Raw genomic sequence first — 25,540 nt, forward strand, 5'->3', positions numbered from 1 at the left:
CTATTTTTCCGTTTCTAAAATTGAATAAAACCCTTCAGATAGATTAATTTCCCTTCCTAGTTCTTTTATAACGTAATCCCTAATACTCAGTTGTTCTGAATCTACATAGAAACTCGACTTATTAAAATTAAGTAATACATTATTCCAGACAAAAATAAAGAAAGCTCCAATAGTCAAAGTGTTAATTTTAATATTCAATACATTGTTAATATCATTGATAACTCTATAATATTCAGTCCTAGAGTTAGGAAGAGACATTGAAACAATTAAAGGAGTTAAGTTCTTAGTGTCTGTATTATATCTAGAATGTAGTACGGCAATATTATCTAACATATTTCTTGGGGAGTCTAAAATACCAATTGGTGCAAGTTCGACCTCTAAAACTCCACTTGAAGTTCCAGGTGGGCCTAATACAGCATCCATTCTCAAGTTAACATCCCCCTTTCTACGAATGGAACATGAGATGCCTGTTTGAATTAATAAATTTCTTGTTAATAGATTTGGAAATTGAGCATCGACACTGATATTAGTAATTTTACTATAAATATTTCTAAACAGTTCATCTGTTTCTTGTACAAAAGCTCCTTCACGGGGTAGGGATTTTAGGAGTTTTTTGTTAGAATCTAATTTATTAAGTATATCGTGTTGATTATCATGTTCAATTTCTCTTATATATTTGTTAGATTCAGTGTTGACAATAGCTACTGTTTCTTCTCTTTTTCCGCTAAGGGAAAAAGGTGGAACGACCTGTTCTTTAAAATAGATTGCTCCACTTGGACATCTTGAAACACAAATTCCACAAGCTATACATCTGCTAGGGTCAATAGTCGGTGAACCAGAGTCTGCATCTAAAGTTATAGCTTCTGTTGGACAAACATTCAATGTATTATCCTGTGGAAATAATGGAAATGCATCATTTTTTAATTCATCTTCCTGATATTTTAAACAAGGGGTATCAGGGCAATTTAAGCAACTGCCCCAAACAACCTCATTATTTTCTAGTATGATTTTAGCAGGTTCATTTTGATTATAGACTATTTTTGTAGGAGGAGAATCTGGACAAAATAGTTTGGGTTTAATAATAACTTCTTTTTGTTTAAATATCCGCGACATTAATAATTCCCTCCATTCCTTTTATGATATCAATACTGAGTTCTTTACCTTCAATCACTTTCTTAACTGCTAGAGTGAACAACGTACTTATATCAAGTATTCCAATATTTATATTGTATGTGCTTTTAATATCATTAATTAGTCTGTACACATCTGACCTAGAGTTTGGACACTTATAACCGACTGCTAAAGTGACAGTATCATAATCAGTTATATAAGATTTACGAGATAATAATACTATTTTATTTTCCAATGCTTGTCGTACAGCTTTAACAGATAAGAATTCTTCTTCAGAAGGAGATTTAATTTCAATAGGAATACTGAAGTTATCATCAATGATTATTGCATCCCATCTTTGATAGTTGACCCCATGCCTTGGGTTTTCACAGCGTAGTCCTAAGGTTCTGAATAAACTTGAAACTAGGGGATAAAAATCATCTTTATCTGAAGATGCAAACCTTCCACAGAGTTCATCTACAATTAGTTTTACTGAGTTACTACACTTTACTGCTAATTTTTTTATTTCATCTACAATTTCTTCTTCCGATGAACTAGAACTATTGTTAGAATAAGCATTTTGTAAAAATATTGTACTAGTAAGTGGTTCTTCAGATACAATTTCTTTATCAAAGGAAACTTCAGCAACTTGCTGAACTTCGTCACTAATTTCATTGATTTTACCGATAATAGGTCTTAAAGACTCGTTAACAAATGACTGTGGAAGAGTCTGGTAAGGTGAAAATAATATATCCTTTTTATATTGTTTTTGTATATACTCTTTATCTTCTATGAGCTTTTCTTTGATATGTTCAATATCAAAATCTGCCCGTTCTAACATTTCAAAGAAACCTATTCTACATATCATTGCTATTTCATTTTCTTTATTTGATTTTAAATCTGGATAATATATACTCTCGATGTCATTAAGCCAACTAACAAGATTTTTTCCTTCTTCAGTGAGGCTTAGCATTGTCCTAGTACCTTTGTATACTTTTACTGCTTTATCTTCTACCCATTTTGAATGTCTAAGGGCAGCCATTGGAAACCTTGTATAATTTTGCAAAGTATTTATTTGAATTTTTAATGTACTAGATAAATGCTCTAGTTCATGTTGCAAAGCTTGTTTATTGTCGGAAGCTGTTCTTATTTGTATCAACCTTTTAATCATATTAGAATAGTTTGCATCAGAATAATCAAGGCTGAGTGGTCCAACAATCATTTCATCTCTATTTATTACACCACCCAAATCGTTCATTGTTTTTAGAATGGTGAAAAAGGGTCTATTTTTATTTGGTGATTTTATTTCTAATACCTCATTCGGATAACTAATACCCAATAAACATTGTCGAAAAAGAGGGAGAGGGTTGTTTTTGGCGATTGCCATATGCTCACCCAAGAGAGTAAATCTAAATTGTAACCTACTGGTTTCAGTTGATTGAATCCATCCAAGAGTCCTATAAACTTCAGCATACATTTTCGATTGATTATATAATGGGTCTAAAGAGCGCTTTTTACGAGTTGAACGATTAAGTGCTTCTTCACCCATATAACCAGATGAACTTGCTAGATTTGCTAAAGTTAAAGTTCTTGACATATCATCGAGAGAGAAGGAATATTGTTTATTCAAATAAGAATAAAGGACCTGGAAAATTTTTGTCATAGTAGGGATATTTGAACCAGGATTGGGAAATCTAATCATTGCTTAACCTCCGATACCAGTATTTGTAACTACAATTCTATAATAGGAGAACTTTTATATCTAGGGAACGTATATTCTTATATGTGCATATACCTACTAGATTGATAGTGATGAACCTCTTTAAACTACCATTAATAAAGTAGCAATTTTAGTTGCATGAAACAATCAATTTTAATAGAAAGTAAAGAAAATTTATCAGTTATTCTTTTAACAGTGACTATTTGTAGGTCGGCTGAAAGAGTAGCTGATTTTTTTTAATCGTTTATAGACACATTATAATTTCAGTTTACAGTTTATAGGATTTGTTAGGCATATTTATATCCCTAGGGGTAAAAGTTTTTATTTATTGGAACATGGTTAAATTTCAAGATATTTTTCAAGAGATTCCCTATGTAGACATGGAGTTGAACTCCAAATACCTTATTTCGGAGTGAAATAATTATGTCTACTCATTTTAATAGTTTATTTAAAACGGATGAAGAAATTAAAATGGATATAATCAGTGACTTTGCAAATGAACTTTTATATGAAGCTAAAAAACTTGCTGATAAATATGGGAAAGAAGAGTTCTTAAAAATGGTAAAGTCTGGGAAATAAAACAAATACAATATTATTTAGAAGGAAGCACAAATGCCATTCTGGAATATGTGCTTTTTTATTTGGAGGAATATAGGGTAGAGTTTACTACCATTTTCTTTATATTTACATGTTATATTTAATTTACGAGGTGATGATAGTGACCAAAAGAAAAACAGCTGTTGGATATATTCGGGTTTCAACAGGGGTTCAAGCAAGAGACGGCTTTAGTCTGGATAATCAGATAGAAGAAATTAATAAAGAGTGCAAGAAGCAAGAATGGGAGCTATTAGGGATATTTGATGATAAAGGAATTTCTGGAGCCTTATTAAATGAAAGACCTGGCTTAATTGAAATGATGAGGTTTATTAAGGAAAATAACGTCGATTATTTAGTTATTTTCAAATTTAGTAGATTAAGTAGAAATATTGGTAATCTGTTTCTTATTACTGAACAGTTGAAAGAAACCTCCACGCATCTTATTTCTATTTCAGATAATTTTTCTTCAGAAGCAGGAGCTTCAAAAATAATTTTATCGGTATTAGGTTCTATTGCGGAGATGGAAAGAGATAATATTATCGAACAAGTAAGAGGTGGAATGTCCCAAAAAGCTAGGGAAGGTGAGTGGAACGGTGGAACTGCTCCTCTTGGGTATGATTTAGTTGAGAAGAAACTAGTAATAAATGAAGAGGAATCTAAAACTGTCAAATTCATATATACCGAGTATTTAAAAGGGAACGGTTATAAGACTATTGCAGCACAGTTAAACGATAATGGTGTTAAAACCAAAACTGGTGGAACTTTCAGTGGTAATAGTGTAAAGGATATATTAAGAAACCCAACTTTTTGTGGGAAAATTCGTTGGGGGCATCGCAAAGATTGGGGTAAACGGTATTCTGATGGTAAAAGGAAAAGAGTTTATAATGAAAACCCAATTATTGTTGAAGGTAAACACGAGCCAATTATAGATGAGGAGACCTTCAATAAAGTACAAAATTTAATTGATAACAATCCACGTCATCACATGAAAAGGTTTAATGGAAACCACTTACTAAGTGGTTTGCTTAGATGTCCAGATTGCGGTAATGGTATGTCAATACAACCTGTAAAAAGGGGTAATAAAACATATGAATATTATACATGCAATCAGTATATGAATCATAAAACGTGTAAACCGAATACTATTAACAAAGCAAAGATTGAGCCGGAATTCTTAGATATTTTTGAGAAAAAGGTTAATGAACCTGATTTTCAGAAAAGCATGTTAGCATCAATCAACAATACTGATATACAAGTTAAAGAACTCGAAAGAATTATTGGCAGTAAAGAAAAAGAAATTAAAGAAGCAGAAAAAATGTTGGATAACCTCATTGATGAATTACTAGCTGAAAGCACTGAACGTGTAAAAGAAAAGTTAAGGAATAGAATGGATGAAGTTTCTTTGAAAATTGAAGAATTTCAGGCTGATATAGAAAAGAAAAGAACCAGTATTAAAAACCTTGAAAGCCAAAATCTAAATAAAGATGATATTGTAGAAATCTTTCAGTATGCTGGCAAAGTAATTAAAAAGATAGAAGATAAAGAAAAACAACAAGCCTTAGTTAGAATGCTTGTAGCCGAGATACAGGTTGAGGACAAGCATATTAATGAGGTTCATTTCCGTTTTTCGAAAAAGTTTAGAATAGGGGGTGGTAAGGTGAACCGTACCACAAATAGTGGTAAAGCAAAGAGTTGAAGTTGTGCTTGATAAAGAGTGGCTAGAAAAAATCATTAAACATAATTAAATTACTTTTTGGAAGTGCACATGAAAAAAAAACGCTCCTTTTGGAAGCAAATACAAAAAAGAAGAGGCTGGGACAAATAGTCTCAGTCAATGAAAAAAAGTGAAATCGCTCGTCGATTTCACTTTTTTCTTATGTATTTTGGTCTTAGGTAGGCAAGATCTTACGCTCTTGCCGCAGATTTTCTTATATTCACGGCCATTAACGCGAGGCCGATTTCGTTATCGACTTTTGATTGACCGCGAACCGAAAACCGAGTGAAACCCAAATTAGCCTTCAAGAATCCAAAAACTGGCTCCACGTCTGTTTTGCGTTGACGGTAAATGGCAGCCGTTTCTTCTTCCGAAAGCTTTGTCTTTACATATTCTTTTTGCTGTTCCCATTTCTCGTTGATCATGAGTTTACGATTTGTACCTACTTGTGCTTTTGTACAAAACGATCGCAATGGGCAGTCTGAACAGTCCTCGCATTCATAAACCTTTAATTGTCGCTTGTAACCACTTTTATCGGAACGAGTTGAATGGTATTGAAACATGACCTTTTTGTCATTCGGACAAGTGAACGTATCACTTTCCTTATCATACTCCCAGTTACTTGTTTTGAAGGGATCTTGTTTGAACTTTTTCTTTTGCTCATTTAAGTAGTGATTATACGTAATAAGCGGTGTACAGCTGCGTTTTGTCAAAATGTCATCATAATTTTGTTCGCTTCCATAACCGGCATCTGCCACAATGTATTTCGGCAACGAAAAGAATTCCTGTTCAATTCGGTCAAGAAAGGGGATTAATGTTTTGGTATCCGTCGGGTTTGGAAACACATCATAAGCCAGTGCGTATTGTCCTTCTGTCGCGATTTGTACATTATAGCCAGCCTTTAATTGTCCGTTTTGCATATAGTCATCTTTCATTCGCATGAAAGTTGCATCCTGATCCGTTTTTGAATAGCTGTTTCTTGTGCCAAACATGTTAAAATCCTTTTCATACTTCTGTTTGCGGGCAATCCAATCGTTCAGTTGTTTTACCATTTGTTTTGGTGACTTCCGTTCACTCCGAAGCTGTTTACGCTCTTCTGCATCATCAGAGCTCTCAATTTTTTGTGTATAATCATCGACTACTTCATCTAGTTGTTTGGCGACTTGCTTTAACTCTTCAATCGAAAGCTGTTCTTCATTCTCTCTTTTTATTTCAGGAATGATTTCATTTTCAAGGAGCTGGCTGTATAACTGATTAGACTTTTCAATGAGATTGGCATGGAATTTTTCAATGGCTTTCTTCCATACAAACGTGAATTTATTAGCGTTCGCCTCAATTTTTGTGCCATCAATAAAGATCGCTTCTTGATCAATCAGGTTCTCCTGAACCAGCTGACATCGGAATTGGACGAAACATTGGCGTATTAATTCTTTCATTTCGGGGTGTACACGGAACCGGTTGATCGTGCGGTAGCTTGGCTCATATCCTTGTGCGAGCCACATCATGCGGATACTATCTTTCAATAATCCTTCTATTTTACGACCAGAGAAAGTAGATTGCGTGTAGCCGCATAAAATAATTTTCAGCATCATGCGTGGATGATAGGATGGACAGCCAGTCTGTCGGCTAAAGGAATGAAAAGCTTCTTGAGGAATACTTTCGACTAAATGATGGATGGAAAAGGCGATATCATTTTCTTGTAATTTCACTGCTAAATCTAAAGGCAAAATAATTTGATTCATGTTATAATCTTTAAACATAAGGACCCTTCTTTCTGATTGAATTTGTTGTGGTGACTTTATTTTATCAGAAGTGGTCCTTATTTTTATTTAAAAATGATAAAAGCCGGTGAAATTTTACAATGAGTAAAATTTCACCGGCTTTTTTATCTTGGAGGTAGGTTTTGTCCCAGCCTCTTCTTTTTTATAAATATTTATTTATTCTTTTTATCTCTTTCTTGCATTTTTCTAACATTATCTGAGTGGTAAGGAGAACCATCAACTTCATTAACTACACTAAATGGATTACCGTCCAAGTCAAAGAAATCAAAAAATTTCATTCCACCAAAATCATCGATTTCAGTAGTAACTATGCCATTATTTTTAAAATGTTGATGTGCAGATTCAATATCATCAACGACAAAATTAAAATAGGAATTCTTCTGGTCACCCTCGGTAATAAACTCAGTGGGTTGCGGGGATTTAACTTTTACTAAGGCTAATTGTGTTGACCCAGTTGGTAAATAAAACCCAGCACCATCTCCCCAACTATCGATTATCTTTACACCAAGAAACTTTACATACCAATCTGTAGATTTTTCAATGTCTGTAACTGGAATAAATATACTACCTACTTTAAACATAATATTCCTCCTTGAAATGAAATTCTTACTTATAACGAATATAATAGTGTAAAAGTTACACTTACATAAATAAATTTAAATAAAAAGGTGGAAAAAATGGTTTTTGAGAATTTTGAGTTTGAGATTAAGAAACTTTATAAATATTGCCTAAAGTTGTCAGGGTCACCTTGGATAGCCGAGGATCTAGTACAAGAAACGATGCTAAAGGTTTATAGATTAAAAAAGACAGAACCGAATAGAGAGTTCAACTTCTCTTTTCTATGTACTGTGGCTAAAAATCTTTTTATTGACGAAAAAAGAAAAAGTAAAGAAATAATACATTTTAAAGAGGAATTTTATGGAGAAGTATATGATTCAATAGAACACTTTAGTTTAATTGAAATTTTACTTACCACTTTGCCATTGAAACAGTCTATGCTTATTACCTTGAAAGATGTATTTGGCTACACTTCAAAAGAAATAGCGTCAATGTTAAGAGTGAGTAATGAATCTATTAAAACAGCACTTCATCGCTCTAGAAAGAAACTAAAGTTTAAAAACAGTAATATAGATATGGAAGTCCTAACCCCTAATCACGAAATTATTTTAGCACTCACTAAAGCAATACGGGAGTCTAAGCCGATGCAAATATTTTATTTTTATCGACTATTAGAGTCGAAAAATTTTCAGGTAAGAAGAAGTTCTTTGCATTCCGTATTCCATGTTGTAGACCCGGACGGAAATATTTTAGAAATAATATCCTAGTTAACATAAACTATATTCACACCAACACAACATACTATAGGTTTTATAAAAATATAGAACTGAACAGTAATGTTTCACAAATAGGGTAAGCAGAAAGTTAAAGTTTTTCTTGAGTTGTTATTACTAGTCAGCAACACAAACAGGGTATAGAATCGCGTAGGTTCTATACCCTGTTTAATTGTTGATATGCACAAATACGCAAAAGGAATCGGTTTAAACGATAAAGTCTTTGCACGAAGGACAATTATTTATATGAAATAAGTGGCTAAAAAAACCGATTAATATTTCTACTTTATTGGTTGGCAACACAAATTTCCTTTATCTTCTTCAAGAGCGGATTTTAAACTACTTAGAACACCAGCCCAAGCCATTTTATGCCATTCAATTGCATCTTTCCAGTTTTTGTCGTCTTTAAACCCAAAATGTTCTACAACAACTCTTGTGGAGTCAGACTTTACTGATTCGAATTTTACTTTGACAGTAGTTAATTCATTTTCATTATTCATAATAGATTCAAATTGGTCTGGGGCTTTCCAAGTGAATTGCAATTCTTTTTCTTCAACCATTTTAATTATATTGCACCCTTTTGTATTCATTGCAGTTTTATTCCCTGGAATAAAGTAAAGTTCATATGCTCCGCCTTCTCTTGCCTCAATCACAGTTTCAGGTGCGAACCATTCGGAAACTCGTTCAGAGATTGTCCAAGCATACCAAACTAAATTTAAAGATGCATTAATTGTAACCTCATTAGTAATTGCTCCATCGTTTGTAGTTATTGTCAAAATAAATCCCCCTTTTACAATTATTCACAATAATATAATAGCATTTGAGAAAGGTGGAATAAAGAATATTCTAATAAATAAGGGGTTAGTAGCCTCTTCATCATCTGTCGTTACATGGCAAAAACCCTATCTGAGAATTATTCGGATAGATCTTATGTCCTATATTCATAGTACTTATATTCCACTAATTATTAGAAAATCCGTTTTTACAATAGGCAAGCCCCTAAATATCTGAGTTGTTCCAAGTAGTGACATAATTCATACCAGTAAATTCCTAAATTTGACCACTAAATGGCAGGTGTGAATTTAATTAAAATAGGCAACGTTACAATGCCTTTTTGCCTCTTTAATGACTATGGGGAACCATATCACAAATAGTGGTAAAGCAGAGAGTGGAAGTAACTCTGGCTAAAGATTTCTTAAAGAGGCTAATTTAAATTGAAGGAGACCGTTGGTTATTTAAACGGTCTCCTTTTGGTTGTGTGCCCGGCATGGGTGCAGGCTCTAGGGTGCGAGTCCCGAACGGCGAAGGCAGTAGTAGCCGTAGCTTAAGACAAGGATATGCGGGGTGACCCTCCTATCTGAAGGAAGTCGGCGGCAAACTTCCGCTCTGAGGAACACGAATCTCATATGAGGCTAGATGACATTGGGTGAGTCTGCAATACAAGACAAAGTCCATACTGCCAAAGGTGTCACATAGTAAATGAGGCGGAGACATGGAAGGAAAGTCTGTACTCTTACCCGGGGAGAACCTGTCGATATGCCGTACTCATGCGGTAAGCCTATCCGTGAGGATAAGTTGAACGACAGGCGTCAGCAGAAGCCATAGTACTTATTCGCTTAAGAGGATAAGGAAGGGCTGAACCGGTTATGGAAAATAGGAACTAGGCGTATCTTTCCATTCGATGAAACAGAAAACATAGTACCTGTTTAATGAAAGAAACGGTGAATCCGCGGGGGTCATTAAACAGGGTGGAGAATGAAAAGGACACAAACAGAACACCTATTTACGCGGGAGGTTATATCAATGTTAATGGAACGAATCATGTCACGGGAAAACCTACTTAATGCGATTAAAAGAGTAGAAAAGAATAAGGGAAAACATGGAGTGGACGAAATGCCCGTCACTGCTCTTCGTGGACATATTATGCTCAACTGGAGCGAACTGCGAAAATCCCTCTTCGAGGGAACCTATATCCCATCCCCCGTCCGTCGAGTCGAAATCCCGAAACCAGACGGCAAAGGGAAGAGGAAACTGGGAATCCCAACCGTGACAGACCGTTTCATTCAACAAGCAATCACCCAAGTGCTTACCAGAATGTATGACCCTAGTTTCTCTGAATGTAGCTTCGGCTTTCGCCCTAACAGGCGAGCGCACCAGGCTGTTAAATTAGCCCAAAGCTATATAGAAGAGGGTTATCGATGGGTAGTCGACATTGACCTTGAAAAGTTCTTTGACAAGGTTAACCACGATAGATTAATGAGTAAATTAGCCATGAGGATAAAGGATAGTACTCTCCTCAAACTAATAAGACGGTTCTTAACCTCTGGTGTTATGGAAGGCGGACTTGTCAGTCCTAACCTTGAGGGGACACCGCAAGGTGGACCTTTAAGCCCTTTACTTTCGAATATTGTGTTGGATGAACTGGATAAAGAACTGGAGCGCAGAGGACATCGCTTTGTCCGCTACGCCGATGATTGTAATATCTATGTGAAATCTAAAAGAGCTGGAGAAAGAGTTATGAAGGCAATGACCCATTTTATCGAGAGGAATCTTAAACTGAAGGTTAACAAGGATAAAAGTGCTGTAGACCGCCCTTGGAAAAGGAAATTTCTTGGGTTCAGTTTTACAAGTAATCTAAAACCGAAGGTGAGAATATCTCCCCAATCAGTTAAACGGTTTAAAGATAAAATAAGAAAGCTTACAAGCAGACGAAGGTCAATTGCCATGGAAGATAGGATTCATAACCTTAACCAATATCTAGTGGGATGGGTTAATTATTATCATTTAGCAGATACCCGTTCAGTAATCGCAAAACTCGAAGGATGGCTTAATCGAAGGTTAAGAATGATTCGATGGAAGGAATGGAAACTTCCCCAAACGAAGGTCAAGAAACTTATTAAACTAGGTGTTTCGAAAGGGAAAGCATATGAATGGGGAAATACAAGAAAGGCTTATTGGAGGATATCCAAAAGTCCAATTCTTCATAAAACATTAGGGAAAGCCTACTGGCTTTCCCTTGGGTTAAAAAGTATTTCTGCTAGATATGACTTACAGCGTTCGACTTAATCGGAACCGCCGTATACGGAACCGTACGTACGGTGGTGTGAGAGGGATAAATGGAGGTTAATCGCCTCCCCCTATCTCAATTTCTTATACTTGTACTTCACTCATAAATGCATGAGTATTATCTTCTGTATCTTTAAAAAATACCATCCATGTTTCTGTTTGTCCCATTTTCGCTACAACATGTGGTTCATCAATAAAGATAACTTCTTTACCTACTAAGCGCTCATAAGTATCTTTAATATTAGTTACTTGAAAATAAATAACTGAACTTGAATGAGCGAATTCATCTTTTTCTGGTAGTGATAACATTAGTCGCAACCCATCACATTCAAAGAAAGCCATACTATCAGTGTTAAATAAAAGGGAGAGACCTAATTTCTCTTTGTAAAAATCTAATGCCCTATTCAAGTCTTTGACAGGTACACCAATCTGTCCAACCTTTTGAACCATTTTTGTTTCCATAATACAATTCTCCTTTCTAATATCTATTCAAGATAAGCATAAATAATTTCCTCTAATTTTTCTTATCCAATATCACCTTTTTTTCGATATTCTATAGGAGATATACCAACATGCTGTTTAAACACTTTACTAAAGGACACAGGGTTTTGAAATCCAAGTTCAAAGGTTATATCAGTCATATTTTTATCTGCTTTTGATAATAGTTGCTTTGCTTTTTGTATTCTAAATTCTGAAATATGCTGATGGGGTGTTCTACCGTATATTTGATTGTAAGTTCTTAATAAATGGTTAGGTGATAAACATGCGATCCTAGCAATTTTATCTAGTTTTATAGGGTGATTAAAATAAGATCTAATATAATCATGTGCTATACTTACTCTTCTATATAATTCTTCACGTGTAGAATTGCGAATTGCATGTAATGATTCTATTTCTGTATATGTATTTAAGTGTTCATTTAAAATGGAATACATTATCTTATGAAATTGTTCCTCATAACCAACGGAATCAATATCAAGACTAGGTAATATCTGCATGAAATTTTCCAGTTGAGAAGATAAAATACTATTTTTATGATAGGTTTTTTCAAAAAAGCCAATAGAACTTGTATCCTTAAACGGATCGCTTAGAAGACGATCATTTGTTTCTTTTAAGGAATGAAGGACTTCTTCTGCAAACCCATCTTTAAAGAAAAGACAAAAGGATTCTACAACTTTAGGTTCATCAATTGAAATTGTGTATGCACCTTTATTGAGGAGTAGGTATCTACTCTCTTCAACAGCAAAAAAGCCTTTGTTAGTTTTATAATGGGCTTTACCATTAAAGAATGTTTTAATGGACAGTTGACCATTTCCTTCCCAGTAAAACTGTTCACTTTTTGCATGCAATACGAAATTGTTAGATTCATTTTTTGTCATAAAACAAACTCCATAACTTATTTTTCCATAGTATTATTATACATAATAATAGAATTTTAAGTATGTTCATATATGTTACCAATGAATTTGGATGAACCGTACCATAAATAAGTGCGGTTTTGCGTTTTATAAATGACAAGTGTCATCTGTATCTATTGACGCCTGTCGATATTTTCATGGATGCCCTGTATTGTACGATAAAGGTACAGAAATGGAGGGGCATTTATATGAAACGTATAGCATTGATCGATATTTTAAGAGGAATCGCTATTTTGGGGACACTTGGAACGAATATTTGGATTTTTGCCCATTTAGGGGATCTAAAGTATATAACGACTACAGACTTTACCAGTTGGTCGAGTATAAATGATATTTTACGCCTCCTTGTACTGTTCGTATTTAACGGCAAGCTGCTTGGCATGTTAACGATAATGTTCGGAGTAGGAATGGAGATTAAATATCAGCAATCCATTAGGCACAATAAGCCTTGGATCGGTATGTATAAATGGGTAATCGTATTTTTAATGGTGGAAGGTCTTCTGCACTACCTACTAGTAATGGAGTATGATGTGCTCATGAGCTATGCCGTTACTGCAGGAATTATTGCGGTCATACTTAAGCGCGGAGAGAGGGTAATGAAAAGGGCGTTGTGGGTTGCGGGAGCTATTCATTTAGGGCTGCTTGCTCTAATTTTTACTTCCATGCTATTTGGACCGGCGTTTTCAATGGCAAGCTCTCCACAGTTGCTTGCAATATATGCAGAGGGAACATGGCTGGATCAGGTACAGAATCGTCTCATGAATTTTATGTTCTTTAGAGCAGAGGCAATCTTTATTATTCCTTTAAATATTATTTTATTTATTGTTGGTATAAAGCTGATGCGCAGTGGTGTGTTCTCCTTTACTGAGCATGGCATTGCTATTCAAAGGAAATTGCTCATTTGGGGATTAGGTCTAGGTCTGCCTTTGAATATGTTGACTTTTGTACCAGGCGGTCTATTTGATTTACCTGTCCGTTATCTGTTTGCTCCTGTCCTTGCATTAGGCTATATAGGACTGATTGCTTATATTGTACGTAAGTGCAGTACGTGGGGAATGTGGAAGTGGCTTGAGAAAACGGGGCGCATGTCTTTAAGCTGTTACATTCTGCAAAACATTACTGCTTCAGCTATTTTCTACGGATGGGGTTTAGGTCTTGGAGGTAGTCTAAACAGTGTGGAAATTATAGGGATTTTTTGTATGATAGTAGTAGGGCAAATTATACTGTCGAATATGTGGTTAACTAAATTTCCTTATGGACCGGTCGAATGGCTGCGGAAGGGAATGCTGCAGAGGCTGGAAAGATAGGGGTGTTAGATACTGGAATGGTATCCTAAAAGTCAGGCAAGATATTATTTAATTATTGATGTACTGACCGTCCTGCTATTTAGCTATGCGGTTGTCGTCTCGGAGCAGATTCCGTCACTTATTTTTAAGGTTGTATTAATCGTCATTTATATAGGCGTCTATTACACGGCACTATGGTATCAGGATGGTCTGTTGCTTCCTGCTGTTTTGCTTGGTTTTGTTATGACAGCATATTTGGCTTATTTAAGCGGTCCACAGTGGATTTTCTTTCAGTTTGCCTTTGCAGATTTTGTCGGGCGTGCTGTCAACCGGCATATTTTATGGATTGCTACGTGCGTAAATTTTATCCTCCTAGCGAGTCTCGTTTGGCGCTATCAGGAGATACTGTTTTCAAATGCGCAATCAATTGTACTGGCTGTTATGCTTTTTATCCTGCTGTTACCGTGGTTACGCTATTATATTGAAAAATCCAAGCTGCTTCAGCGTGAGGTTGATGAAGCGTCGGTTTACATTGCGATGCAGCAGGAACGTCAGCGGATTGCCCGCGATTTGCATGATACTTTAGGGCATACGCTGACGGTTATAAAGGTAAAAACAGAGCTTGTTTCCAGGCTGGTGCCAAACGACAATCAGAGGATTCATAAAGAACTTGATGATATGGTTCTAACAGTCCGAACAGCACATAAGCAGGTGCGTGAAATTATATCGGAAATAAATTTTTTATCTTTGCAGGAAGAGCTTAAGCATTGTGAGCAGTTGATTAAGAATGCCGGTATCCGTGTGCAGATTGATTATCAGCTTACCAATATTCTGCTGTCTAGTGTGCAGGAAACGATGCTTGCCTACAGTATCCGAGAAGGGGTAACGAATGTTGTAAAGCACAGTCATGCTAATGATTGCAGCATACATCTATATCAGAATGAAGACCGGGTAGTAGCAGCTATTATCGATAACGGAATCGGTTTATCCGAAAAGCAGCATGGCAATGGACTGTTTACAATGAAGGAACGGATGAGGTCATTAAAGGGGAATGCCGAAGTGACGTATGATCAGGAAGGAACAAAGGTGCTTCTGACTATACCACTGGATCCGATTCGGGAGGGCGTGAAATGATTAGACTTAGTATCGCTGAGGATCAGCAACTGCTGAGAGGTGCCTTAATATCCATTATGGAGCTTGAGGATGATTTACATATTGTGGGTGAAGCAGCAGATGGAGCAGAAGCATGGGCTTTAATTGAAAAGGAAAAGCCGGATGTATGCATTTTGGATATTGAAATGCCGCATTTGTCCGGGTTGGAAGTAGCTGCGAGAATACGCCATCACAATTATCCTTGCAAAATTATGATTATGACAACCTTTGCGAGAGCCGGTTATTTGCAGGAAGCAATGGATTTGAATATTGAAGCATATCTTCTGAAAGACGAACCTATCCAATATGTAATTGGTGCAATACGCAAAATTATGCAAGGTGAAAGGGTAATCAGTCAGGATCTTGCCGCTACTTTATTTATGAATGAGAAAAATCCTCTGAATGACCGGGAAATCAACGTACTTAAGCTCGTGAAGCATGGCTATACGACGAATGAAATTAGTAAAAGGTTATTCCTGACTAAAGGCACAATTCGCAACTATTTATCTTTATCCATTCAAAAACTCGAAGTTGAAACAAGGCAGCAGGCTGTACAAAAGGCAACTGAAAAGGGCTGGATATAAATTGTAGTTTAAAAACCTCCTTTATTTATGATGAATTAAAACTATCAGAGACCGTTAGCACATAACGGTCTCTGTCAAACTATATTAAATCTCCACCTCACTCATCAACGCATGCCTATTCCCCTCACCATTCTCAAAAAACACCATCCAAGTCTCGGTTTCTCCCATTTTAGCCACCATATGAGGTTCATCAACAAACCGTACATCTTCCGCTACTAATCGCTCATAAGAATCTCTAATATCACTCACTTGAAAATAAATAACTGAACTCGCATGAGCAAATTCTTCTTTCTCTGGAAGTGATAGCAAAAGTCTCAAACCATTGCTTTCAAAAAACGCCATATTATCCGTGTTAAATAAAAGAGATAGGCCAAGTTTCTGTTTATAAAAATCTATAGCTCTATCTAAATCTTTAACAGGTATACCAATTTGTCCGACTTTTTGGATCATATTCATTCCCCTTTCAATATGCTTTTTAATATTCTTCACGTTCTTCAGCAGCCATGTCTGTCAGGTATAAATTCAAACTGCCGCTTCATAAATAATCAAGTACGTCCAACTTTTAAGAAGTCTTTTATCTATATTTTACCATTTTTAAATAGGTGAATAATAGGGTTCTTAGGCATAGTGATATACAAATCACTTAAAAAAATTGCTAGATTTCTATTATTCAAAAAATAAGCCTATTTATCTATCCAAATAAACCTAAAATACGCATTAATTCATATTGATTAATAGTATTTCGCTATGTGATACTGAATGAAAGCGTTTGCGCAAATATGAAACTCCATGAGAAAGCCATTCACTTATTTTACTTTACCTATTTATGCAAACGTTTCCACTGTTATTAGTTATACAGTTGAAACTACTCAAATAGGAAGGGAGAGAAGAACTTTATGCAAAAAAGTTTAGGCAGGCGGTTTACTGTATTAATCTTGATTTTCATGATGCAGCTAAGTGTTACTTTGCCGTTTGTTCCAAATCAGGAGGTACATGCAGAATCGAGTAGCGATAACCGTACGGTTCGTCTGGCGTATGAACGCGAAGATGGGAATTATGAGGGCTGGGATGTTTGGGTTTGGAATACGGGAGTGAAGGACGATAATATTGATTTTACGAAATTTGAAAACGGTGCGGCTACTGCTTTTATTGAGGTAGCTCCGACTACAAAGGAAATAGGCTTTATCATTCGAAAACAAGATTGGAGTGACCGTGAGCCGAATAATCAGCAGATTGATCGTTTCATCCAGATCAATCAGCAGGAATCAGTCACCAAAGCAACTGTACAGCAGGGGAATGAAGATGTTCATATCGTCCCTGAAATTCCACAAGCACAGATTAATAACGGGGCTGCAGCATTCTATTATCGTGATTCCGATTTGTATGAGAATGACGAGATGGATAGCCTGGAAAAAGTAGAATTAAAGGTTGCAAATGATACGTTTGAGATGGTCTATGATGAAGCAAATGAACGCTATGAATATGTATATGAGGATTTTCCAGAAGGAACCTATCCTTATTCATTCCTTGTAACGAAGGACGGTCAGACGGTAGAAGTCACCGATCCGTATAATGAGGAGTCTGTCATTAAGAATCTGAAAGTGGAGATGGCTGTATCTGGGACCGTAACTCCGAATAGCATTCATTATAACGAAAATGCCGTTCTTTCTCTGAATATCGAAAACGAGAGCGGTGCGGGAATTCGGGAAATTTTTGCTGATGCGTCAGCACTCGGCGGACCAGAAAAATTAGCAATTGATCCTGAATTAAATGAAGGGACGATCGCAGTCAAAGAAGATGTGCCTGCTGGGGTAAAAGAAATTCCGCTCACGATCGTGGATGAATTCGGAAATGAACATAACGGGACAGCGACAGTTGAAGTAAAAACGCGTGAACTTGCTGAAGGAGAAGACTTTGACTGGGACGAAGCCGTTATTTATTTTCTTTTAACAGACAGATTTTTTGATGGAGATACAACAAATAATGATCCCTATAATTTAAATTACGATAAGAGTAAGCCGGGGACCTATCAGGGTGGAGATTTAAAGGGGATTACCGAGAAGCTGAATTATCTCGACAACCTTGGAGTCAATACGATTTGGATCAGCCCGATTGTAGAAAATATCAAATATGATGTCCGGCACAATACCCAGGATGCTTTTCCCAATCAGCCTTTTTATGGATACCACGGATATTGGGGAAGTGATTTCGAGAATTTGAATCCGCATTTTGGGGATATCGAAGACCTGCATGAGCTGATTGATGAAGCAGCAGCTCGTGATATGAAAATTATGGTCGATGTGGTTCTTAATCATGCTGGGTACGGATTGAAGGAGGTCGATGGTGAACTTCCTGAAGCTGAACAGCCTCCGGGATACCCGACGGATGAAGAACGATCTTCATACAGTTCTTTGGTAAGACAGGGAAGTAATGTAGGCAGTGATGAGGTTACTGGGGAGCTTGCAGGTCTTCCGGATTTTATCACAGAAGATCCAGAGGTTCGTGACCAGGTCATACAGTGGCAAAAAGACTGGATCGAAAAATCGCGGACGGATAATGGCAATGCTATCTCTTATTTCCGGGTGGATACGGTTAAGCATGCTGAACATACCACATGGAAAGCATTTAAAAATGCCATGACAAATGCAGATCCTTCTTTCAAGATGATTGGCGAAGCTTGGGGAGCCAATCAGTATGAAGATTTTGATTTCCTGCAGACAGGTGAAATGGATTCATTGCTTGATTTTCAGTTTAAAGAAATTGCCAGAGATTTTGTTAATGGCAATATCGAACATGCGAATGAGCTCCTTGAAAGCAGAAATAGCAGTCTCTCCAATACAGCAACGCTCGGGCAATTCCTTGGCAGTCATGATGAAGATGGTTTCTTATATTCCCTCGGCAATGATGAAGGAAAGTTAAAGGCAGCAGCCTCACTGCAGCTGACAGCAAAGGGACAGCCAGTGATCTATTATGGCGAGGAACTTGGCTTAAGCGGAGCGAATAACTACCCAATCCAGGATAATCGGTACAACATGGACTGGGAACGGGCCAATGACAATGCGATTTTAAATCATTATGAAAAGGTGCTTAATTTCCGAGAGGAATTCTCTGAGACACTTTCCCGCGGTACACGATCTGCTATTGCAGGGTCAGATGCAGAGCAATTTCTGCTGGTTGAACGCAAGCACAAGGATGAATCTGTTTATGTAGGCTTGAATGTCTCAAACGGTGTAAAAGAAGTAACTCTAGCTGTCGACTCAGCTGACACTGTGGTGACGGACCATTATTCGGACAGCGAATATAAAGCGGATGGTGATCAGATTACGATTAAACTTCCATCCATGGCTGAAGGCGGAACTGTCCTGCTGACTGCAGAAAATGGTGCAATCATTGAGAAAGAAAAGCAAGAGGAAGCGGAGATTCCTGAGGATACACTAAGGGTTCATTATGAACGATCAGACAATGATTTTACAGGATTAGGGCTATGGTTCTGGGGAGATGTGGAAAAGCCTTCGGAGCAAAATGGAAGCTGGCCAAATGGAGCAACGGCGTTCACGGATAACCCTCTAACCGACTACGGTGCCTATGTGGATATCAAGCTGACGGAAGCTGCCGAGACAGTCGAGATGCTTGTCAATCATTCCAATGGAGCCAATATAACAGGGGATATTTCGGTCGATATTCTATCACCTGAAATGAATGAAATTTGGCTATCTGAGGATGGAAACGTTTCACTATATGAACCAGCTGATCTTGATCCAAATACACTGCGGATTCATTATTATAGTGAGAGCGGTGCCTATGAACCTTGGGGATTATGGTCATGGGGCGATGTAGCGGAGCCAAGTACGAACTGGCCTATGGGTGCTCAGGCATTTTCCAATGAGCGAGCGGGGAAATATGGTGCATATGTAGATGTAAACCTCGCTGAAAATGCTGAAGAAATGGGCTTCCTATTAGTAGAAAGACAAAATGGAGGCAGTCAGACTGGCGATATGGTTTTCTCCGAATTTGAAGAGCATAACCAAATTTTCATTAGAGAGGGAGACAACACTGTCTATACCAATCCCTATTATCAGTTTGAACAAGGAATTGAGTATGGCGAGCTGGTTGCATTAGACAAGATTGAACTGACATTTTCATCAACAGCAGATTTCACAGAGCAGGAACTCCTCGAAAATATTGAGCTGAAAGACAAAGATGGAAATGCAGTGAAAATAAGCTCAGCTGTAAAGAATGAAGATGGCAAGACTGTTCATTTGAAGGGTTCTTTTGATGTGGAACTTGCGCCATACAGTGCTGCTTTTATGAATCGCTCTGTACAGGTGAATAAAAGCTATAAGCTTACCGATAAGCTATTTAGCTATGATGGCGATGATCTCGGAGCAACATTAAACAAAAATAAATCTGCAACGTTAAAGGTTTGGTCGCCAAGTGCTGATCATGTCTCCGTTATTTTATATGACAAAAAAGATCAGGACAAAGTGATTGGCAAGCCAGTTCCAATGAAGAAAGGTGATCATGGAGTCTGGGAGGTTACGCTAAACAAACGCAATACGGGTGTTTCTAACCTTAAAGGATATTATTATCATTATGAAATAGATCGGGATGGAGAGAAAGTGCTCGCCCTGGATCCGTATGCAAAATCAATGGCAGCATGGAATGTGGAAGAAGCAAGTGAATTTCCAGTTGGAAAAGCAGCAATTGTAGATCCATCGAAAATTGGCCCGAAACTCCGTTATGCAGATATTGACGGATTTGAAGAACGGGAAGATGCCATTATTTATGAGGCGCATGTCCGTGACTTTACATCAGATCCGAGTATTGCAGATGATTTGAAATCCGATTATGGAACATTTTCTGCATTCATTGAGAAGCTGGATTATTTGGAGGATTTAGGCGTTACTCATATTCAGCTGCTTCCGGTCATGAACTTTTACAATGTAAATGAATATGATCGTAAAAGGCTTCTAGAGTATTCATCCAGTGACAACAATTATAACTGGGGTTATGATCCGCATAGCTATTTTTCATTAACAGGCATGTATTCGGAAGATCCGGATGACGCCGAGAAAAGGATAAAGGAATTTAAAAAGTTAATTAAGGAAATTCACAAGCGTGATATGGGCGTCGTCCTTGATGTCGTGTACAACCATACAGCAAAGGTAGAAATTTTTGAAAATCTCGAACCGAATTACTATCACTTTATGGATGCAGATGGGACGCCAAGAGAGAGTTTTGGCGGCGGGCGTTTAGGCACGACACATGAAATGGCCAGAAAAGTCCTTGTTGATTCGATCACTTATTGGGTGGATGAGTTTAAAGTGGATGGATTCCGCTTCGACATGATGGGAGACCATGATGCCGAGACCATCCAAATCGCCTATGACAAAGCAAAAGAACTGAATCCCAACATCATTATGGTTGGAGAAGGATGGAGAACATACGCGGGCGATGAGACTGGCGGAGAGGTGATGCCGGCGGATCAGGATTGGATGCAGCATACAGATAGCGTTGCGTCATTCTCTGATGAAATTAGAAATGAGCTGAAATCTGGTTTCGGTTCAGAAGGGGAACCTCGCTTTTTAACGGGCGGACCAAGGAATATTCAGCAGATTTTCGATAATGTGACTGCCAATCCGCATAATTTCCTGGCAGATGACCCTGGCGATGTTCTAACTTACATTGCTGCACATGACAATTTAACTCTTCATGACGTAATCGCACAGTCGATTAAAAAAGATCCGAAAGCTCATGAAGAAGAAATTCATAAGCGCATTCGACTTGGAAATACCCTGGTGCTGACATCACAGGGAACAGCCTTCCTGCATTCTGGTCAGGAATATGGCCGAACAAAGCAATTCCGGCACGAGGATTTCAAGAATCCTGTAGACAATCCGCCATACAAATCAACGTTTATGACGGATAAAGACGGCAATCCATTTGAATACCCATATTTCATCCATGATTCCTATGATTCAAGTGATGCCGTGAATAAGTTTGATTGGGAAAAAGCCACAAATGCAAAAAAATATCCTGTCCAAACAGAGACAAAGAACTATACAGAGGGACTTATTGAACTGCGCCGCTCCACGGATGCCTTTACATTGGGTACGAGAAATGAAGTAAACAATAACGTAACTCTTATCGACGCCCCAGAAATACAGGAGCAGGATTTAATTATTGGCTATCACGCCAAAGAGTCCGAGAAGGAATCGTATTATGTATTCATTAATGCCGACGATCAAGAACGGACACTTACGCTTGATGACTACGATTTAAGCGGCGGCAAAGTAATAGTAGACAGTGATGAAGCAGGGATTAAAGAAGTGAAAGACCCATCTGGATTTGAATTATCCAAAGATACCATTACAATTGATGCTCTAACTGCCGTGATTATGAAAGTAGGCGGAGAGAAAAAACGCGGAAAGAAAAAGAAACATTAACAAAGCTTGAAAAGGCAGAGGCATATTTATAAACCCGAACTACTAGGCTTATTAGTAGTTTGGGTTTTTCTCTTTGCCTTTCAAAAATTGAAGGAAGACTTGAACCCCAAGCCTCCCACCAATCTACTTCCGATATTCCTTCTCAGCTCCACCGCTAAATTGAATCTCTAACTCAATATTTTGCGCGTCTTCAGGTATGCTGAATGCCTCACTTACTGTAGTTAAAACTTCTTCATCTGGTGTATTTTCATCAAAGTTAAAAGAAGAAAACATACTGTCTAGTTCTTCCATCGCTGCGTCACCATTTAAATCGATATCCTGTGATTGATCACGGTAGGATGCCTCCATTTGGTCATTTGTTTCATTTTCATAGTCAACATCAAGAGCATCATTATGATCTTGATAATCTGCATCAAGATCAAAGTGTGTAAAATTATATCCAGTATTGTCAGTGCTTTCGTTAGCTGTATTATTTTCTTCTGTCTGCTGCTGATTGCTCTCTGCAGCGTTCTCTGGAGGGTTTTCTACTTCATCATTATCACCACAAGCAGCAAGAACGATGGATAAAACCAGTAAAATACCCACCAATAGTATATTTTTTTTCACTGGACATCACTCCTTCATTTTCGTTGTTTTCATTATTGCCAAATGAGATGCAGGGTAAACCATTTACCCTTATACATGTAAGGGACAGGAAAAAATTTTAATCTCCAGATATTTTTTGTTAAAATACATATGACAAACTATACGGTTATTTGGTGCCCAGGAGGTCTATTCATGATAACGATTAAAGAAATAGCTGAAAGGGCAAGTGTTTCGCGCACAACCGTTTCAAGAGTTCTCAATAATAATGGTTACGTGAGTGAAGATGTTAAGAAGAGAGTTTTAAAGGTAATCAAGGAGACAGGGTATATACCCAGCGAAAATGCTAAATCTTTACGGACGAAAAAAACGAAGGTGATTGGTGTTATTCTTCCTAAAATCAGCACTGAAACATCGAGCCGTCTTGTAAAAGGTTTGGACGAAGTGTTTGCAAAAGAAGGCTATCAGATTCTTTTAACCAATACAAATCTTGTTCCTGAAAAGGAGATCGAGTATTTAAGGCTATTGAAAAGCAGGCATGTGGATGGAATTATTTTATCTACGACAATTATTAATCAGCCTTTAGTTGAGGAAATCAGCCAGCTGAAAATCCCATTTGTAACAGTAGGGCAGCAGATATCGAAAATTTCCAATGTGCTTTTTGATGATTATCAGGCCTCTAAAGATTTGGTTAACCTTATGATTAAAAAAGGGTACAAGCATATTGCATTTATAGGCGTACACGAAGAGGACCGCTCGGTTGGCTATTTAAGAAAAGCTGGCTACTTGGATGCAATGAAAGAAATTAACCTGCCGATTGAAGACTGCTGGGTTCAACAGGGGATTTTTGATGTGGACTCTGGCTATCATTCAATGAGAGAAATCGTCAAAAATTCTAAACAAAAGCCTGATGCGGTGCTTGCTGTAACAGACCGGCTTGCTATTGGCGCTATGCAATATATTAAAGAAGCAGGTTTATCCATACCAGATGATATCGCCGTAGCAGGAATGGGGGCATCAGAACTATCCAGATTCGTTTCTCCGTCCTTAACGACCATTGATTTCTCAATGGAAGAAGTGGGACTTGAAGCAGCTGATTTATTATTAGATCAAATAAATGGTAGAAATACTCATGAAAAAATCAGGAAAGTAGAATATAGACTTATTGAACGTTCAAGTATATAATGACGGTGTAATCGATTTCATTATTGCGGATTTTGATTACACTTTATTTTTGTCAAACATGGAATCGATACCATAAAGTTGAATATTCTAAAAAGTTAGTGTACTCTTAGTTATATGGAATCGATTCCACAAACAAACAGGGGTGATTAAAATGTCGGAAAATCGCAAAATTGCACAAGATGTAATGGAGGCTGTTGGCGGCAAGGATAATATTCAATCAGTAGCCCATTGTGCAACAAGATTAAGAATTATGGTCATCGATAAGGAAAAAGTTGATCAGGAACAAGTAGAACAAATCAATAAAGTAAAAGGAGCGTTCTATAACTCTGGTCAATACCAGATTATCTTTGGCACTGGCACAGTTAATCGAATTTATGAAGAGATAACAAGTTTGGGGCTTGATACGACATCTGCTTCCGAACAGAAACAAGAAGCAATCAAAAGCGGATCGAAATTTCAACGGGCAATCCGTACTTTTGGAGATGTTTTTGTACCCATTATTCCTGTGTTAGTCGCAACCGGATTATTTATGGGGATCCGCGGCTTGGTTATGCAAGAACAAATATTAGACCTCTTTGGCATGCAGCCGGATGATATCTCAGAAAACTTTTTGCTGTTCACACAGGTTTTAACAGATACAGCATTTGCTTTCCTGCCAGCACTTGTTGCCTGGTCAACGTTTAGGGTATTTGGAGGAACGCCGATTATTGGTTTGGTTCTTGGTCTTATGCTCGTATCTCCTTCGCTGCCAAATGCCTATGATGTTGCAGGCGGGAATGTGGAAGCACTGCGCTTCTTCGACTTTATTCCAGTCGTTGGTTACCAGGGATCCGTTATTCCAGCATTTATTGCGGGTCTAATTGGAGCAAAGCTTGAAAGAGCGATTAGAAAACGCACACCTGAATCATTAGACTTAATTCTTACACCGTTTCTTACATTGCTTGTGATGATTGCTCTTTCACTATTAGTGATCGGACCTATTTTCCATGCAGTTGAACAAGGAATTTTAGATGTTGCCACACATGTCCTTTCATGGCCATTTGGTCTAGCCGGACTATTAATCGGCGGACTGAATCAGCTAATCGTCATCACAGGTGTCCACCATGTGTTCAATATGCTGGAAATTCAGCTGCTTGCTGAGTTTAATAACAACCCATATAACGCTATTGTAACTGGTGCGGTAGCTGCACAGGGGGGAGCGGCTTTGGCAGTTGGATTAAAAACAAAATCTGCAAAATTAAAGGCATTGGCTCTGCCATCTTCATTATCAGCCTTTTTGGGAATCACCGAGCCAGCTGTTTTCGGGGTAAACCTTCGTTATGGGAAACCATTTATTATGGCACTGATCGGCGGAGCCGCAAGTGGATTTTTAGCTTCAATACTAGGGATAAAGGCAACGGGTATGGCAGTTACCGCACTTCCTGGCATACTGCTTTATTTAGATGGCCAGGTTCTGCAATATATTTTAGTAAACGTTGTTGCCGTTGCTGTTGCGTTTGTTTTGACATGGATGTTCGGCTTCTCTGATAAAGAACAAGAGAAAATAGGCAAGTCTGAGTAATGCTTTG

The 25,540-nt window shown here is 37.6% G+C and carries 17 protein-coding genes and 2 pseudogenes; 10 read left to right on the plus strand and 9 right to left on the minus strand.

The window, feature by feature from the left end:
* Together A6754_RS01360 and A6754_RS01365 are read right to left on the minus strand one after the other, a co-directional pair.
* Positions 1-1,113 carry a 4Fe-4S binding protein gene (locus A6754_RS01360; protein ID WP_066441978.1) on the minus strand — a complete coding sequence of 371 codons (1,113 nt, stop codon included), beginning with the start codon at positions 1,111-1,113 and terminating at the stop codon, positions 1-3.
* On the minus strand, positions 1,097-2,812 hold the full coding sequence (locus A6754_RS01365) for a hypothetical protein (protein ID WP_066441982.1): 1,716 nt from the start codon (positions 2,810-2,812) through the stop codon (positions 1,097-1,099). The genes A6754_RS01360 and A6754_RS01365 overlap by 17 nt, the downstream gene beginning before the upstream one ends.
* Positions 2,813-3,253: 441 nt before the next feature.
* Here A6754_RS01365 and A6754_RS22630 point away from each other — a divergent pair, with 441 nt between their 5' ends.
* Complete coding sequence (locus A6754_RS22630) at positions 3,254-3,409, plus strand: hypothetical protein (protein ID WP_156495654.1); 156 nt, start codon at positions 3,254-3,256, stop codon at positions 3,407-3,409.
* A 139-nt stretch (positions 3,410-3,548) separates the two neighbouring features.
* On the plus strand, positions 3,549-5,123 hold the full coding sequence (locus A6754_RS01370) for a recombinase family protein (protein ID WP_066441984.1): 1,575 nt from the start codon (positions 3,549-3,551) through the stop codon (positions 5,121-5,123).
* A 218-nt stretch (positions 5,124-5,341) separates the two neighbouring features.
* Here A6754_RS01370 and A6754_RS01375 read toward each other — a convergent pair.
* Positions 5,342-6,901: pseudogene (locus tag A6754_RS01375) on the minus strand (IS1182 family transposase); the annotation flags it as partial.
* Positions 6,902-7,074: 173 nt separating this feature from the next.
* Complete coding sequence (locus tag A6754_RS01380; protein WP_066441988.1) at positions 7,075-7,503, minus strand: VOC family protein; 429 nt, start codon at positions 7,501-7,503, stop codon at positions 7,075-7,077.
* A 96-nt stretch (positions 7,504-7,599) separates the two neighbouring features.
* On the opposite strand from A6754_RS01380, the gene A6754_RS01385 reads away from it, so the two are divergent.
* A complete protein-coding gene (locus tag A6754_RS01385; RefSeq protein ID WP_066441990.1) occupies positions 7,600-8,247 on the plus strand; it encodes an RNA polymerase sigma factor in 648 nt (215 codons plus the stop codon).
* 287 nt (positions 8,248-8,534) lie between these two features.
* On the opposite strand, the gene A6754_RS01390 is transcribed toward A6754_RS01385, so the two are convergent.
* Positions 8,535-9,029, minus strand: coding sequence for an SRPBCC family protein (locus A6754_RS01390; protein WP_066441992.1), 495 nt, complete (start codon positions 9,027-9,029; stop codon positions 8,535-8,537).
* Positions 9,030-10,056: 1,027 nt separating this feature from the next.
* On the opposite strand from A6754_RS01390, the gene ltrA reads away from it, so the two are divergent.
* Complete coding sequence (gene ltrA / locus A6754_RS01395) at positions 10,057-11,319, plus strand: group II intron reverse transcriptase/maturase (RefSeq protein ID WP_066441994.1); 1,263 nt, start codon at positions 10,057-10,059, stop codon at positions 11,317-11,319.
* An 84-nt stretch (positions 11,320-11,403) separates the two neighbouring features.
* Here the strand turns inward: ltrA and A6754_RS01400 are convergent, their stop codons facing one another.
* The gene (locus A6754_RS01400; RefSeq protein ID WP_066441995.1) at positions 11,404-11,781 is read right to left on the minus strand and encodes a VOC family protein; all 378 of its coding nucleotides are present in this window, start codon (positions 11,779-11,781) and stop codon (positions 11,404-11,406) included.
* A 52-nt stretch (positions 11,782-11,833) separates the two neighbouring features.
* Positions 11,834-12,698 (minus strand): annotated as a pseudogene (locus A6754_RS01405) (helix-turn-helix transcriptional regulator).
* Positions 12,699-12,925: 227 nt separating this feature from the next.
* On the opposite strand from A6754_RS01405, the gene A6754_RS01410 reads away from it, so the two are divergent.
* The 3 genes from A6754_RS01410 (at position 12,926) to A6754_RS01420 (ending at position 15,759) form a co-directional block, all read left to right on the plus strand.
* Positions 12,926-14,044 carry a DUF418 domain-containing protein gene (locus A6754_RS01410; protein WP_066441996.1) on the plus strand — a complete coding sequence of 373 codons (1,119 nt, stop codon included), beginning with the start codon at positions 12,926-12,928 and terminating at the stop codon, positions 14,042-14,044.
* 192 nt (positions 14,045-14,236) lie between these two features.
* Complete coding sequence (locus A6754_RS01415; RefSeq protein WP_082851575.1) at positions 14,237-15,157, plus strand: sensor histidine kinase; 921 nt, start codon at positions 14,237-14,239, stop codon at positions 15,155-15,157.
* Entirely contained in the window at positions 15,154-15,759 is a 606-nt protein-coding gene (locus A6754_RS01420) for a response regulator transcription factor (RefSeq protein ID WP_066442000.1), read from the plus strand. Before A6754_RS01415 ends, A6754_RS01420 begins: the two co-directional genes overlap by 4 nt.
* Positions 15,760-15,843: 84 nt before the next feature.
* Here the strand turns inward: A6754_RS01420 and A6754_RS01425 are convergent, their stop codons facing one another.
* The gene (locus A6754_RS01425; RefSeq protein ID WP_066442001.1) at positions 15,844-16,215 is read right to left on the minus strand and encodes a VOC family protein; all 372 of its coding nucleotides are present in this window, start codon (positions 16,213-16,215) and stop codon (positions 15,844-15,846) included.
* 440 nt (positions 16,216-16,655) lie between these two features.
* Between A6754_RS01425 and A6754_RS01430 the strand changes: the two genes are divergently transcribed.
* Complete coding sequence (locus A6754_RS01430) at positions 16,656-22,205, plus strand: pullulanase (RefSeq protein WP_066442002.1); 5,550 nt, start codon at positions 16,656-16,658, stop codon at positions 22,203-22,205.
* Positions 22,206-22,328: 123 nt separating this feature from the next.
* Here A6754_RS01430 and A6754_RS01435 read toward each other — a convergent pair whose 3' ends face one another.
* Complete coding sequence (locus tag A6754_RS01435; RefSeq protein ID WP_066442003.1) at positions 22,329-22,811, minus strand: YusW family protein; 483 nt, start codon at positions 22,809-22,811, stop codon at positions 22,329-22,331.
* A gap of 171 nt (positions 22,812-22,982) precedes the next feature.
* Here A6754_RS01435 and A6754_RS01440 point away from each other — a divergent pair, with 171 nt between their 5' ends.
* Positions 22,983-23,972 carry a LacI family DNA-binding transcriptional regulator gene (locus tag A6754_RS01440; RefSeq protein WP_066442005.1) on the plus strand — a complete coding sequence of 330 codons (990 nt, stop codon included), beginning with the start codon at positions 22,983-22,985 and terminating at the stop codon, positions 23,970-23,972.
* Between the two features lie 151 nt (positions 23,973-24,123).
* Positions 24,124-25,533: a sucrose-specific PTS transporter subunit IIBC gene (locus A6754_RS01445; protein WP_066442007.1), complete on the plus strand. Its 1,410-nt coding sequence runs from the start codon at positions 24,124-24,126 to the stop codon at positions 25,531-25,533.
* The last annotated feature ends 7 nt before the right edge of the window (positions 25,534-25,540 follow it).

It is taken from the genome of Cytobacillus gottheilii (assembly GCF_001636345.1).
Taxonomy (GTDB): domain Bacteria; phylum Bacillota; class Bacilli; order Bacillales; family Cytobacillaceae; genus Cytobacillus; species Cytobacillus gottheilii.